Origin of the sequence: Flavobacterium saccharophilum (genome assembly GCF_900142735.1) — a bacterium.
GTDB classification, from domain to species: domain Bacteria; phylum Bacteroidota; class Bacteroidia; order Flavobacteriales; family Flavobacteriaceae; genus Flavobacterium; species Flavobacterium saccharophilum.
Window position 1 is genome coordinate 752,784 of the sequence record NZ_FRBY01000003.1, and the last position, 13,430, is coordinate 766,213.

Sequence of the window (13,430 nt, forward strand, 5' to 3'; positions counted from 1 at the left end):
TTTCAAAGTAATTAATAACCCAAACAAAACGAAGTGTCTCCATGATAAGAAAAGACCTTAAACATATTAATCTGGACAGTCAAAAGTTAAAAGTCGAAAGTCAAAAGTCAGACATTTCAGCCAATAACTTTTTTACTGCTGAAGGTATTGAGCTTAAAAAAACATACACTGAGAAAGATCTTGAAAATTTAGAATTTCTTGATTTTGGGGCTGGTTTTGCGCCGAATTTACGCGGGCCTTATGCCACAATGTATGTGAGACGTCCTTGGACTATTCGTCAGTATGCAGGATTTTCAACAGCTGAAGAAAGTAATGCTTTTTACAGAAGAAATTTAGCTGCCGGACAAAAAGGACTTTCCATTGCTTTTGACTTACCAACGCATCGCGGTTACGATTCAGATCACGAAAGAGTTGTTGGCGATGTTGGAAAAGCGGGTGTTGCAATTGATTCTGTTGAAGACATGAAAGTATTGTTTGATCAGATTCCATTGGATGAAATGTCGGTTTCAATGACGATGAATGGAGCTGTTTTACCAATTATGGCTTTTTATATTGTTGCCGCAGAAGAACAAGGTGTTGCTATCGGGAAATTATCCGGAACTATTCAGAATGATATTTTGAAAGAGTTCATGGTGCGTAATACTTATATTTATCCGCCAACCCCTTCAATGAAGATTATTGCGGATATTTTTGAATTTACGAGCAAAAAAATGCCGAAATTCAACTCTATCTCAATTTCAGGATATCATATGCAGGAAGCCGGTGCAACTGCCGATATTGAATTAGCATACACTTTAGCAGATGGCTTAGAATATATTAGAACCGGACTTTCAACCGGAATGACAATTGATGAGTTTGCTCCTCGCCTTTCTTTCTTTTGGGCTATCGGTATGAATCATTTTATGGAAATTGCCAAGATGAGAGCAGGTCGAATGATTTGGGCAAAATTAATTCAGCAATTTAATCCAAAAAGCGATAAATCATTAGCATTAAGAACCCATTGCCAGACCAGTGGATGGAGTTTAACAGAACAAGATCCTTTTAATAATGTAGCTCGAACTTGTATTGAAGCGACTGCTGCTGCTTTTGGAGGAACACAATCCTTACACACCAATGCACTCGATGAGGCGATTGCTTTACCAACAGACTTTTCGGCAAGAATAGCCCGTAATACGCAAATCTTTCTACAGGAGGAAACTAAGATAACTAAAACTGTTGATCCCTGGGCTGGAAGTTATTATGTTGAAAGTTTAACAAATGAACTTCTAGAAAGTACCTGGAAACTTATTGAAGAGGTTGAAGAATTGGGTGGAATGACAAAAGCCATCGAAGCCGGAATTCCAAAACTTAGAATTGAAGAAGCTGCTGCAAGGAAACAAGCACGAATTGACAGCGGGCAAGATATTATTGTTGGTGTAAATCAATTTCGATTAGAGAAAGAAGATCCGTTGCATATCCTGGATGTCGATAACCAAATGGTCCGTAAGCAACAAATTGAACGTCTTGAAGAAATAAAATTAAGAAGAAATACTGAAAAAGTAAATCAATCACTGGAAAAATTAATTCATTGTGCCAAAACTGGCGAAGGAAACTTACTGGAAATTGCGACTGAAGCAGCCCGTGAAAGAGCAACTTTAGGTGAAATCAGCGATGCTCTGGAAAGTGTTTTTGGCAGGTATAAAGCGCAAATTAAATCCTTTAGCGGTGTGTATAGTGCAGCAATAAAAAATGACGAAAATTTTGAAAAGGCAAAACAATTAGCGGATGCCTTTGCCAAACAAGAAGGAAGACGTCCCAGAATTATGATTGCCAAAATGGGACAAGACGGGCATGATCGCGGTGCGAAAGTTGTTGCAACCGGTTATGCTGATGTAGGTTTTGATGTTGATATTGGTCCGCTTTTCCAGACTCCGGCTGAAGCTGCAAAACAAGCCGTTGAAAATGATGTCCACATATTAGGAGTATCTTCTTTAGCAGCAGGACATAAAACATTAGTTCCGCAGGTAATTGAAGAATTAAAAAAACACGGTCGGGAAGATATAATGGTAATTGTGGGCGGTGTCATTCCGGCGCAAGACTATCAATATTTATTTGATGCCGGTGCAGTTGCGGTTTTTGGTCCCGGAACAAAAATCAGTGAGGCAGCAATTAAAATTTTAGAAATATTAATTGATTAAAGGTATTCCAAAAAAAAATCCCGATTTGATCGGGATTTTTTAGTTTTTTACTTTTTAGTCGTTTATTGTAGCGTTACTATCTGCTTCAATATAAGAGAGATCATAACCACCAAAGGCTTTCATGTAACTTCTCAATGAAGTTCCATAGGCATCTCTAAAAAACCTGTTTCCTTTATTTTTAAAGAAGTTTTTCACTGATCCGGCGCCACCAAGATGTGCAGCAGCCAAAATTCCAGATTCAGTAATGGCAATACCGTTAATAATTTTGCCTTCATACCTTTGGATTTCATTTCGCAAAATCCACTTATTTTTGGATAATAGCGCTATAAAAGCTTTTTCTTGTAATGCAGGATCTTTTAAAAAAGCTTTGCTACTGCGAACACCAATCGATCTCAATGCCTGAGGACCAAACTGGTATTTCCCCATGTAACCTAGTGAATTTACCAAACGGTATTTTCCCTGAGACTCTTTAAATGCAACTGCTTCTTTAAAACCGATTAGATGATTTCCCGTGTATGGGACGTTTAATTTGTTTGATTCAGGATAATCATCCTTATCTAGCGATGGAAATAAGTATTCTGATCCATCTGTTTTTTCTATTAAAAACCAAGGTTTGGTTTCCAGATTAAAGGGTTTAAAACCCAAAGTTAAAAATGTAATAATAACGACTAAACTCGCATAAAAATACCATTTCTTTATCATAAATTGTTTTTCTTCAAAACGCTGTCACCCTCTTGAAATTTCTACGGTGCAAAGATAACCAAAACAAAACAATACTGATAACCAATAACTTAACCTCTTTTAAAAATTATAAAACTGGGCTTCATCCCTTTATTGATGCCCTTTTCGAGCAGAAATCGAAGACTCCCAATTCACGTTAAAAGCACTAAAAAATAAATTTTAAAAACATCATTTTTATCAAATTTTTAGCAATTTTGTTAAAATAATAATATTTAACTTACAATATTCACAATTTATTTACAGATAAATAAATGACGTTTAACCTTAATTTTGCCTTTTTTAAATTTAAAAAGAAGTCATTTTTCAATTTTATTCTTTTTAGAATTTCAAAAAATTGACTGAAATGAAAATCTACATATAATGCTCTTTCATAAAAAATAATGAAACATCTAAAAACAAAAAAACCGAAGCTTTTACACTTCGGTTATATTTTTATAAAGTAATCAAAAAAACTATCTCGTTACTCCCTGCCTAGCAATCCAGTCAGAATATTTTTTTGCATTTACATTGTGTTCTGCTAAAGTTGAAGCAAATTCATGATATCCAAAACGCTCAACACTAGCACAAAAATAGATATAATCGTTCTTTTCTGGATTTAAAACAGCTTCAAGAGCCGTAATATCAGGCATTGCAATTGGTCCTGGAGGCAACCCAATATTTACATAGGTATTGTATGGAGATTTCATTACCAAGTCATTATAAAACACTCTTTTTATAACCTGATCAAAATTATTATCTCTTAATTTTAATGCATAAATTACGGTTGGATCTGCTTGCAACGGCATTGCTAAACGTAAACGGTTTAAATAAACTCCCGCAATTCTTGGTCTTTCGTCTTTTTTGACTGATTCTTTATGAACAATTGAAGCTAAAATAGTAGCCTGAACTGGCGTTAAACCTTGTTCCTTTGCTTCTGCAATTCTTTTATCTGTCCAGAAATTATGATATTCTTTGATCATTTTATCACGGAATTTCTCTGCAGAAGTATTCCAATACACTTCATAAGTATTTGGAATAAACATGGCGAATACATTGTCTTCGTTAAAACCATTAGCAGCCATAAAAGTTGAATCTTTAATCGCTTTCATTAAAGATAAACTATCAGCCTCGATTTCAGATCCTACTCTTCCGGCAAAATTCTCCAAACGCTCCTGATTATTAAAAGCTAATTTAACTGGTACATTAGAACGCATTGCACGAACCAAATCGATATTATTCATGTCTTTTTTAAGTAAAAAACGACCCGATTTTACGTTTTCAGGATAGCTTCTTTTGTTGGCTACCATTTCGAAGTTTTCGAAATTCTTAATATAAGGTTCTAATATTTTTTTAACATCGGTATAATTGGCACCAGTTGGAACATAAACATAAAGTTCTTTTTCCTCAAATTTTGTGTTGGCGCTAAAAATTCTGCTAATCAAAATAAATCCGTAAATCATTAAAACTGAAATTACGGCTACAGCAGTTATCGTGATAATTTTTTTTAAGCTCAAAGTTTAAATTTTAAATTTGTTTGTTAATTAATTGAAACATTGCTTCGTCTTGATAGTGGTTATTCAGCAAGATCCAATCTTTTTTAATTCCTATTTTCTCAAAACCAAATTTAGTAAAAAGAGCTATACTTGCTACATTTTCAACACTAATATTTGCATAGAGCTGATGTAAATTTAAATTATAAAACGCATATTTAATTAAAAGCTCTAATGCTTCAGAACCAATATTTTGTCTTTTATTTTCATTCTTTTGGATAACGATTCCAACACCCGCTTTATTATTCTTCGGATCAAATTCAAATAAATCAATTAATCCAATAGCCGGAAAATCTTCATCCTGACAAATAGCCAATCGCAGTTGTTTAGCTTCATAAATGTCCTGATGTGCGTTTTCAAGATATTGACGAACCAAAAAACGGCTGTATGGAGTATAAGTATTGCTAACTTCCCAAATGCTCTGATCATTTTCCATTGCATACACAAACTCTAAATCATTAGGTTCTAAAGCACGCAGATAGATATTTTCTCCTTTGAGTGTGATCATTTAATTTTAGATTTTAGATTGCAGATTTTAGATTTCAATACTGCCTTTAAAAACAAATTTTGCCGGGCCGGTTAAGAAAACATTGGTAAAATGATCTCCAACTTTATCAAAAGAAACAACTAGTTTTCCTCCTTCAACATTTAGATTGATAGAAGTTTTATCCGTTTCTCCAATCGCATTCATTGCAATTGCAACAGCAGTTACTCCTGTCCCACAGGCTAAAGTTTCATCCTCAACACCTCTTTCATAAGTACGAACTGAAAAAGTATCCTCATCAATTTTCTTTACAAAATTGACATTGCTTCCTTTTTCTCCATATAATTCTCCGTAACGAATCGATGCTCCGTTATCTTTTACATTATAGTTTTTCAAATCTTCAACAATCTGAACGTGATGTGGTGAACCAGTATTTAAAAAAGTATAAGAATCTTTCTTTTGTATTTCATCAACATCAATCATTTGCAAAGAAACAATGGCGTCATCTCCAACAGAAGCATGATGTAATCCGTCGGTTGCCATGAAAATTGCCTGACTATTGATTACGCCTAATTGATTAGCAAAAGCTACTAAACAACGACCACCATTACCACACATCGAACTTTCGTTCCCGTCAGAATTGTAATAAACCATTCTGAAATCAGTATCCGAATCATTTTCCAGTAAAATAAGTCCGTCAGCGCCAATGCCAAATCTTCTGTCGCATAACTGTTCAATTAGTTGAATATCTTCTTTTGGGAAAAAATTAGTACGATTGTCAATCATCACAAAATCATTGCCCGTACCTTGATATTTATAAAATTCTATTTGCATTTTTAGTCTATTAATAAGTACAAAAGTACGAACTATTAATTAATGAAATGTTAATCAATGTTAAAGAGCGTTAAAGCATTTTTTGAAATAATTTTTTCCTTTAATTTTACGTTAGTAACTTAAACATAAATCCTAATTATGAAAAGATTTTCAAGCTTATTTTTAGTGTCATTACTAAGTGGTGCTACTACACTTGGTGCTTACAAATTATTATTTGATGGCAACAATTCTTTTTTTGGAAGAGAAAATTCTGTTGTTACTTTAGCCCCCAATTCATTAGGCAGAAACGTTGCATTATCAGCTGAAACAGTTGATTTTACTGCTGCTGCAGACAAGACAATCCATACTGTTGTTCACGTAAAGAACGTTTCGAGAAGAACAATCAGTAATCCGATGATGGAATTTTTCTACGGATACGGTGGTCAGCAACAACAAGAACAAGTAGGAACTGGTTCTGGTGTTATTATTTCTGAAGATGGCTATATCGTGACCAACAATCACGTAATTAAAGATGCTTCTGAAATAGAAATTACCTTAAACAACAAGAAATCATATACAGCAAAATTAATTGGTACCGATTCAAAAATGGACATCGCCCTATTAAAAATTAATGCAGATGAAAAATTGCCATATACTGCTTTCGCTAATTCAGATACTGTAAAAATTGGAGAATGGGTTTTGGCAGTTGGAAATCCGTATAACCTAACTTCAACGGTAACTGCAGGAATTGTTTCGGCGAAAGCCAGAAATTTAGACACGAGCGGAATTCAGTCTTTTATCCAGACTGATGCGGCTGTAAATCCAGGAAACAGTGGTGGAGCGTTAGTAAATACTAGAGGCGAATTGATTGGAATCAATACCATGATTTCATCCATGACTGGCTCCTATGTTGGATATTCATTTGCAGTCCCTTCTAATATTGCCCGAAAAATCATTGAAGATATCATGGAATTTGGAAATGTTCAACGAGGAATTCTAGGTGTTGAAGGTGGTGAATTAAATAGTACTGCATCAAAAGAATTAGGTATATCTCAAACCCAAGGATTTTATATCAGTAAAGTTTCCAAAAATTCAGGGGCTGAAAAAGCTGGTCTTTCTAAAGGAGATATTATTGTAAAATTAGATGATCAAAACATTGCAACTTATGCTGATCTTTCAGGTTATATTAACACGAAACGACCAAACGATGTTGTGAAAGTTACTTATATGAAAGACGGACAAACGAGAACTGTTCCGGTAACTTTAAGTAAAAATGAATTCTTTAGCACGGAGTTTAAAGGAATAGAATTAGAAAACATCGATGCTGCTGACAAAAAGAAATTCAGAATTGATTATGGTGTAAAAATTAAAAACATAACCAATGACAACTTAATGCAATATCAAAATGAATTGCAAGGCAATATTATTTTAAGCATTGATAATGTAAAAGCCACAAATGTTGAAACCGTTTCGAAACTTTTAAGTAAAAAAGATGAAGGACAAAGTGTCCGAATCGAAATGATAAATAGAAATGGAGAAATCTTCAGAATAATTATTTAATCATACTAATCAGTCTCAGTCATCAGTCAAAAACTGAAAACTGTGACTGAGGCTGAAAACTAAAAAAAGTCATCTTAAGAAATTAAGGTGACTTTTTTATTTTCAAAAATAAATCACAAAATAGTTTACGAAATCGATTGAAATGGATACTTTTGCGCAAAATTTTAAAATAGTGAGCATTTTATTTTTTCAATTTAATCAATTATGAGTAAAAAATCTTTGTACCAAAAAGAGGTATCGTTACAAGTCGACCGAAGAAGAGCTGGTGTCGAATTAATAAAAGTCATAAGCGATTTATGGTATGACAAATCCATCGAAATGGTTTTATTCAAAAACCAATTATTGGATAAAAATGTCAGTGACATAATCAATTTACATCAATACGCAGGTGAATTCGTGGGCAAACCTATTAGTGTTTTTGATTCTGTTGAAATTGCAAAAGTAATTTTGTCATTAGATTTTCCACCTGCAAAATTAGATTTAGGAAAATTGACATACGAATATCTTTTAGAGGAAGAAAAATATCCGGACGCAAGATATTTTGTGATGGAAAAATTGAAAAAAGCCAAATCAACAAAAGAAATTCAACCAAAAGATGTTGTTTTATATGGCTTTGGAAGAATTGGACGGTTACTTGCAAGAGAATTAATGTCAAAAACTGGTAAAGGAAACCAATTGCGTTTGAGAGCAATTGTAACCCGCGACAAAAATGATGCGTCAATTTTAGAGAAACGAGCTTCTCTACTGCGTTACGACTCCATTCATGGCGATTTTCAGGGATCAGTAATTGCTGATCCAAAGAATAATGCACTAATCATAAACGGAACCACCGTTCACATTATAAATGCTAATACTCCGGAAGAAATAGACTATACGCAATACGGAATCAGTGATGCTTTAGTTATTGATAATACTGGTGCTTTTACAACAGAAGAAACATTAAAAAGACATTTAACTTCAAATGGAGTTGGTAAAGTTTTATTGACAGCACCTGGAAAAGGAGTTCCAAATATCGTTCACGGTGTAAATCATAACGAATATAATCCGGACGAAATAAATATTTTTTCGGCAGCATCATGCACTACTAATGCAATAACGCCAATTTTAAAAGTTATTGAAGATACTTTAGGAGTCTCAAAAGGCCACTTAGAAACCATTCATGCTTATACAAACGATCAGAATCTGGTTGACAATATGCATAAAAAGTACCGTCGTGGAAGAGCTGCCGCACTAAATATGGTTATTACCGAAACTGGTGCCGGAACTGCAGTTGCAAAAGCGATTCCATCTCTTGAAGGAAAATTAACATCAAATGCTATCAGGGTTCCTGTTCCAAACGGATCTTTGGTTGTAGTAAACTTAGAAGTTAAAAAAGCTACCTCTATAGCAGCCATCAATAAAATAATGAAAAAATACGCTTTAGAAGGAGAACTTGTAGAGCAAATTAAATATTCTTTAAATAACGAATTGGTTTCTTCTGACATCGTAGGAACTTCTGCTCCATCAATTTATGACAGTAATGCCACAATTGTTTCTAAAGATGGCAAAAACATCGTACTCTACATTTGGTACGATAATGAATATGGTTATAGTCATCAGGTAATTCGTTTAGCAAAATATATTGCTAAAGTTAGACGTTTTACTTATTATTAATATAAAACCAAAACCAACTATTCTTAAGACCATCAAGTTTTCTTGGTGGTTTTTTGTTTATTTTAAATTGGGAGAACTGTAGTGCTTTTTACTTCAGAAATTACAAAGACAGTGTTTATTAAAGATACTTCAGGTAAAATAGATAATTTTTTCTGATGAAAATGATGATAACTCTCCATATCCGGAATGATAACTTTTAGCATATAATCAAAATTTCCAGAAACGTAATTACATTCAACAACCTCGGGCAAATTAAGAATGGACTGATTAAATCCTTCAGAAGTATCGTAAGTCTGTTTTGTTAAGGTAACCTGGCAATAAACGGTAAGATTATTTCCGAGTTTTTTCTTGTTCAAAATCGAAACATACTTCTCTATAACTCCCTCTTTCTCAAGACGTTTAACCCGATCATGAACCGGTGTAAGGGACAAATTTATTTTATTTGCAATATCCTTTAAAGTATAATGCGCATTCTCCTGTAAAAGTCGTAAGATTTTTTTGTCAATTTCATCTAAAGCCATAACGAAAACGTTTTCTTTAATTAGTAAAATTTAGTCTTTTTTTCTTTTTTGAGAACCCTAAACCTTTCCAAAAAGAATATTTTTCTGTAAAAGTATAAAATAAAATAATATTTTCTTATTTATAACTACAATATCAATAATATATTCTCTATCAGTAGCTTTGTAAAACAAATTCAAGAAAAAAAAACAAAAAATATAACAAGATGATAATAGGTGTTCCAAAAGAAATAAAAAACAACGAAAATCGTGTAGCATTAACTCCTGCTGGTGTTTCTGAAATGAAAAAACATGGACATACAGTTTATGTACAAGCAACTGCTGGTTTAGGAAGTGGATTTAGCGATGATGAATATGCAAATGCAGGAGCAGTAGTTTTAGGAACTATTGAAGAAGTTTATGCAATTGCAGAAATGATCATTAAAGTAAAAGAACCAATTGCTTCTGAATATCCTTTAATTAAAAAAGATCAATTGCTTTTCACTTATTTTCACTTTGCTTCATCAGAGCCATTAACTCATGCTATGCTTGAAAAAGGCGCAGTTTGTTTAGCTTATGAGACAGTTGAAAAAGCAGATCGTAGTTTACCATTATTAGTTCCAATGTCTGAAGTTGCAGGTCGTATGGCAATTCAACAAGGAGCAAAATATCTTGAAAAACCATTAAAAGGAAGAGGAATTCTTTTAGGTGGTGTTCCAGGTGTACCGCCAGCTAAAGTATTAGTTTTAGGTGGAGGAATCGTAGGAACTCAGGCTGCAAAAATGGCTGCTGGTTTAGGAGCTCAGGTAACTATTATGGATTTAAGTTTGCCACGTTTACGTCAACTTGACGATATCATGCCAGCAAACGTAAACACAGAAATGTCAAACCATTACAATATTACAAGAGCAATTAAAGACGCAGATTTAATTGTTGGAGCAGTATTAATTCCAGGAGCAAAAGCACCTCACTTAATTACTCGTGATATGCTTAAATTAATGCGTCCAGGAACTGTTGTTGTTGACGTTGCTGTAGATCAAGGTGGATGTATCGAAACTTGTACACCTACAACTCACGAAAACCCAACTTTCATTATTGATGATATTGTTCACTACTGTGTTGCTAATATGCCAGGAGCTGTACCTTATACATCAACTTTAGCTTTAACTAACGCAACTCTACCTTATGCTGTACAATTAGCAAACAAAGGATGGGAAAAAGCTTGTAACGAAAACGAAGAATTGAAAAAAGGATTAAACATCGCTAACGGAAAAATCCTTTATAAAGGAGTTGCTGAAGCTTGGAATCTTCCTTTTAACGAAGAATTAGTGTTAGCAAACGCATAGTGCTAACATTATAATAAGTGCTTACTAAAACACTATTCAAAAGGTCTTTCTTAATTGAAAGACCTTTTTTTTGAGCATAAAAAAACCTGTCATAAAATAATGACAGGTTTTGCTTTATAGGTAAATAGAAAAACTATTTTTTCTCTATTTTCTCGATTTTCTCATCTAAAACTTCTTGCAACACTTTTGCCTCAGTTCCATTAGGAAAACTAACTTTAATTTTCTGAGCTATTGTCGGGGCAATTTCGGTAATCGCTTTTTTATCATATGATTCTCCTTTATTAATGTGCCATCCGTAAAAAATAGCAGGTACATGAGTATCATAGCTATATGGAGTTCCATGCGAAGTTCCAGTAACCGAATATTCCATATCTCCAGGTTTATTAATGATAACCATATCACCATCCTGAGTAACATCATATCCTTTAGCAACAAAATTCAAGTAATAATCATTTCCCGAATTAGCTAAAATTTCCTCTTCAGTATACACTTTTTTAATCTGTGGAAGTGAAATCATATACTCTTTAAAAGCTTGTTTCACTTTTGTTAACTCCAAACCTTTGTCTTTAATAATTTGTTTATTGAAGAAAATATTAAAGTTAGAATAGTTTAAAAGTAAATCAACACCAAAAGTTTTCACAGAGAAATCCTGTAGATTCTTTTTAAAGTCTTTTGATGGAAAATTATCCACATTATATTTACGATCTTTTAAATAGATTACATTTTCAGCACCTGCATGATCCGCTGTTAAGAAAAGCAAATAATTACCTTTTCCAACTCTTTTATCTAAATATGCTAAGAAATCAGCAATCGTTTGATCCAATCTTAAATAAGTATCCTGAAGTTCCATCGAACGCGGTCCTAATAAATGTCCAACATAATCAGTTGATGAAAAACTAACTGTTAAAAAATCAGTGATATTATCCCTTCCTAATTCTTCTTTTTCGATAGCTTTTTTAGCAAACTCAGCTAATAAATCATTACCAAAAGGAGTAGCCCTTATTACACCTGCATCATTTTTTTCATACATTGTTTTCAAATCATATGGAAAAACGGGCGCAGCACTACCGTACAGTTTACCTTCATAAGGATTATTGTCCGGTAAACTTTCATTATAAGTCGAAGCTGGTTTATACAAATCCCAACCTTTGTTTATATAGGGCATATAATGTTTTTCATTATTAAACTGAGTTACCCATTCCGGCAGTTTTTCACCGTAAAAAGTGCTTGAAATAAAAGAACCTGTTTTACTATACCAAAAAGCCCAGTTAGCAAAATGACCTGCTGGTAAAATTGCACCACGATCTTTAAGACTCATTCCAATAACTTTACCTTGAAAATTGGTAGCCATTCTTACTTCATCCGTAATAGTAGTACTTTGAAGATTTTTTGGAGACATCGCTCCCTCTTCTACTGTTCCATCTCCAACTGTTTTTACACCTGCATCATCTGTACAATATATTTCTTTCCCAGTTGTTCTGCTAAACCATTCGTTACCAACAATTCCATGTGTTGCCGGTGTTGTTCCAGTATAAATTGAAGCATGTCCCGGAGCCGTGTAAGTTGGCATATAGTTATAATGCATATTTTGAAAAGTATATCCATTATTCATTAATTTCTTAAAACCATTCGGTGAAAAATCATCTGAAAACCGATATAAATATTCCATTTTCATTTGATCAACTACAATACCTACAACTAATTTAGGTCGTTGTTGAGCACTTAAATTTGCGATAACAAACAATGCCAACAATACAATACTTTTTTTCATACTTAAATTATAATATTTACACAAAAATACAGATTCACATTTAAACTGGCTAACCGTCGATAAATTAAAACCCAAAATTGACTTTAATTTAACAGAAATAAGATGGTGTATTATCAAACGAATAATTGCCATTTGGGCGTTTCCCTCTGGGTCGGGCTGTCCGCTATATCTTTTGCGATTGATGTTATGGTTTTAGAAAGAAGTCCGGGTTATCGCAAAAGGATGCCGCTAACATCCCTAACGCAGTCTACAATAAATTTGAAGTACAGTTTTCAGAAGAAATTCCAATTCTTAAATCACAAATTCCAATCCAAGGTACCGCATAGTTTTACTTTCAGAAGAAACTTTATGCAGCAACCGCTATGTAACCGCAAAACGCACAATCCCGAAGCCTCGTGATTATGTTAAGTCCGCAAAGTAACTCTCGAACAGCTTTGCGAACTTAATAAAAACAACCGCAAACATTCCGATAAAAAAACCTTTGCGCTCTTTGCGGTTAAAAATCCTACCCAAAAGAACACAAGGATTTACTAAAAGCTCGCAAAGTTATAACACACAGCTTTGCGAACTTACTAAAGACAACAGTAAACACTTCGATAAAAAGGCCTTTACGTACTTTGCGGTAAAAAACCAAAAGTGTAATAAAACAAAAAATCCCCATCAAATAAATGATGAGGATTCTTAAAAGAAAGGCGACGACCCCCGATAGCTATCGGGGCTCCCACATAACTCCCTATTTTGTAAAACAAAAAACCCTGTTTCGCTAGAAACAGGGTTTTCAAAAGAAAGGCGACGACATACTCTCCCACATAACTGCAGTACCATCTGCGCAGGCGGGCTTAACTACTCTGTTCGGGAT

Annotated in this window: 10 protein-coding genes and 1 rRNA gene; 4 read left to right on the forward strand and 7 right to left on the reverse strand. The window is 33.8% G+C overall.

The features are described from left to right. The first annotated feature begins 41 nt into the window (after positions 1–41). Positions 42–2,177: a methylmalonyl-CoA mutase gene (gene scpA / locus BUA98_RS13300; protein WP_072973237.1), complete on the forward strand. Its 2,136-nt coding sequence runs from the start codon at positions 42–44 to the stop codon at positions 2,175–2,177. 54 nt (positions 2,178–2,231) lie between these two features. Here the strand turns inward: scpA and BUA98_RS13305 are convergent, their stop codons facing one another. The 4 genes from BUA98_RS13305 to dapF all read right to left on the reverse strand — a co-directional run bounded on the left by BUA98_RS13305 (position 2,232) and on the right by dapF (position 5,765). Further along, entirely contained in the window at positions 2,232–2,879 is a 648-nt protein-coding gene (locus BUA98_RS13305; RefSeq protein WP_072973238.1) for a peptidoglycan-binding protein LysM, read from the reverse strand. A gap of 491 nt (positions 2,880–3,370) precedes the next feature. Further along, positions 3,371–4,411: an endolytic transglycosylase MltG gene (mltG, locus tag BUA98_RS13310; RefSeq protein ID WP_072973240.1), complete on the reverse strand. Its 1,041-nt coding sequence runs from the start codon at positions 4,409–4,411 to the stop codon at positions 3,371–3,373. 10 nt (positions 4,412–4,421) lie between these two features. Next, positions 4,422–4,955: a GNAT family N-acetyltransferase gene (locus BUA98_RS13315; RefSeq protein ID WP_072973241.1), complete on the reverse strand. Its 534-nt coding sequence runs from the start codon at positions 4,953–4,955 to the stop codon at positions 4,422–4,424. A gap of 27 nt (positions 4,956–4,982) precedes the next feature. Next, a complete protein-coding gene (gene dapF, locus BUA98_RS13320; protein WP_072973243.1) occupies positions 4,983–5,765 on the reverse strand; it encodes a diaminopimelate epimerase in 783 nt (260 codons plus the stop codon). Positions 5,766–5,903: 138 nt separating this feature from the next. Between dapF and BUA98_RS13325 the strand changes: the two genes are divergently transcribed. Both BUA98_RS13325 and BUA98_RS13330 read left to right on the forward strand, forming a co-directional pair. Beyond that, complete coding sequence (locus BUA98_RS13325) at positions 5,904–7,304, forward strand: S1C family serine protease (protein WP_072973245.1); 1,401 nt, start codon at positions 5,904–5,906, stop codon at positions 7,302–7,304. Positions 7,305–7,508: 204 nt separating this feature from the next. Continuing rightward, the gene (locus BUA98_RS13330) at positions 7,509–8,957 is read left to right on the forward strand and encodes a glyceraldehyde-3-phosphate dehydrogenase (protein WP_072973247.1); all 1,449 of its coding nucleotides are present in this window, start codon (positions 7,509–7,511) and stop codon (positions 8,955–8,957) included. A 62-nt stretch (positions 8,958–9,019) separates the two neighbouring features. On the opposite strand, the gene BUA98_RS13335 is transcribed toward BUA98_RS13330, so the two are convergent. Beyond that, on the reverse strand, positions 9,020–9,478 hold the full coding sequence (locus BUA98_RS13335; protein WP_029272639.1) for an Lrp/AsnC family transcriptional regulator: 459 nt from the start codon (positions 9,476–9,478) through the stop codon (positions 9,020–9,022). A gap of 203 nt (positions 9,479–9,681) precedes the next feature. On the opposite strand from BUA98_RS13335, the gene ald reads away from it, so the two are divergent. Continuing rightward, the gene (ald, locus tag BUA98_RS13340; RefSeq protein WP_072973248.1) at positions 9,682–10,800 is read left to right on the forward strand and encodes an alanine dehydrogenase; all 1,119 of its coding nucleotides are present in this window, start codon (positions 9,682–9,684) and stop codon (positions 10,798–10,800) included. A gap of 133 nt (positions 10,801–10,933) precedes the next feature. On the opposite strand, the gene pafA is transcribed toward ald, so the two are convergent. Together pafA and rrf are read right to left on the reverse strand one after the other, a co-directional pair. Then, positions 10,934–12,571, reverse strand: coding sequence for an alkaline phosphatase PafA (gene pafA, locus BUA98_RS13345; protein ID WP_072973250.1), 1,638 nt, complete (start codon positions 12,569–12,571; stop codon positions 10,934–10,936). A 784-nt stretch (positions 12,572–13,355) separates the two neighbouring features. Continuing rightward, positions 13,356–13,430, reverse strand: a 5S ribosomal RNA gene (rrf, locus tag BUA98_RS22670); the annotation flags it as partial.

Excerpts from the sequence above, each read along its gene's own strand:
- dapF (WP_072973243.1), bottom strand. The coding sequence starts at position 5,765 with ATGCAAATAGAATTTTATAAATATCAAGGTACGGGCAATGATTTTGTG.
- BUA98_RS13335 (WP_029272639.1), bottom strand. The coding sequence starts at position 9,478 with ATGGCTTTAGATGAAATTGACAAAAAAATCTTACGACTTTTACAGGAG.
- pafA (WP_072973250.1), bottom strand. The coding sequence starts at position 12,571 with ATGAAAAAAAGTATTGTATTGTTGGCATTGTTTGTTATCGCAAATTTA.
- BUA98_RS13330 (WP_072973247.1), top strand. The coding sequence starts at position 7,509 with ATGAGTAAAAAATCTTTGTACCAAAAAGAGGTATCGTTACAAGTCGAC.
- ald (WP_072973248.1), top strand. The coding sequence starts at position 9,682 with ATGATAATAGGTGTTCCAAAAGAAATAAAAAACAACGAAAATCGTGTA.
- BUA98_RS13305 (WP_072973238.1), bottom strand. The coding sequence starts at position 2,879 with ATGATAAAGAAATGGTATTTTTATGCGAGTTTAGTCGTTATTATTACA.
- BUA98_RS13315 (WP_072973241.1), bottom strand. The coding sequence starts at position 4,955 with ATGATCACACTCAAAGGAGAAAATATCTATCTGCGTGCTTTAGAACCT.
- BUA98_RS13325 (WP_072973245.1), top strand. The coding sequence starts at position 5,904 with ATGAAAAGATTTTCAAGCTTATTTTTAGTGTCATTACTAAGTGGTGCT.
- scpA (WP_072973237.1), top strand. The coding sequence starts at position 42 with ATGATAAGAAAAGACCTTAAACATATTAATCTGGACAGTCAAAAGTTA.